This is a genomic window from Alcanivorax sp. HI0083 (assembly GCF_001635175.1).
In genome coordinates this window covers 1-1,082 of record NZ_LWFX01000294.1, presented here as the reverse complement: position 1 = coordinate 1,082, position 1,082 = coordinate 1, and the positions used below count along the sequence as shown (strand labels likewise).

1 pseudogene is annotated in these 1,082 nt (G+C 58.2%); it reads left to right on the top strand.

The features are described from left to right. A pseudogene (locus tag A3754_RS27065) lies at window positions 1-1,082 on the top strand (hybrid sensor histidine kinase/response regulator); the annotation flags it as partial.

Genomic DNA, 1,082 nt, shown 5'->3' with positions numbered 1-1,082 from the left:
TGCCATTTTTGATGGCCCGGTGGATATGTGGCAGCAGCTGAGCGAGCGCAGCGATGTCATGCAGAGTTTTGAACCGACCCTGTTTTCGCAAAGTTTCGTCACTTCATTATTGCTTTCCATGGTGGCGATTCTCTGTCTGCCCCGTCAGTTCCATGCCGGTGTGGTAGAAAACAATGACCTGCGCCATTTGCGCACCACGCGCTGGTTGTTTCCGTTTTACCTGGCGCTGTTTGCGATTTTTGTTCTGCCGATCGTGATTGCCGGCGTGATTACCCAGCCCTACCTGATCGGTCATGCAGACACTTACATGTTGTCGTTGCCCATGGCCCAGGCCAATCACGGCATGCTGATGCTGTCGTTTATTGGCGGGATTGCGGCGGCCACTGGCATGGTGATTGTCTCCACCATGGCGCTGGCCATTATGTTGACCAACGAAGTGCTGCTGCCCATGTGGTTGCAGTCGCGGCTCAATGAAAAGGATCAGCTGCCGGATCTCAGCACGCAACTGCGCTTTCTGCGCCGGGCCAGCATTCTGGTGTTGCTGGGGCTGGCGTTTGCCTTCCATACGCTGATCGACCGGTTCGACGGCCTTGCCAGTATCGGGCTGCTGTCGTTTGCCGCCGTGGCCCAGTTCGCGCCATCACTGATCGGTGCCCTGTACTGGCGCAATGGCCATAAGCAGGGGGCGTTCATCGGCCTGGCGCTGGGGTTTGTGGTGTGGTTTTACTGCCTGCTGGCGCCGGTGATTCTGCCCGTGGAGTGGGTGACCGTGCTCAATACCCAGGGGCTGTTCGGCCTGGGCCTGCTACGTCCCCATGCCATGTTCGGCATCGAAGGGCTGGAGCCTCTAACCCATGGTGTGTTCTGGTCGGTGTCCGTGAATCTGGCCGCGTTTATCTACTATTCCCGCCGGGCCAACCATGATGCCCTGGATGAAACCCAGGCCGCCCGGTTTGTGGATATGCCCACGGACTGGTGGCGCGAAGGTATGGGGCACCCCTCCATTACCACCATCGAATTGCTGGAAGTCTGCAAGCGCGGGTTGGGACATCCACGGGCGGAACCTTTGTTCTTCGATTACA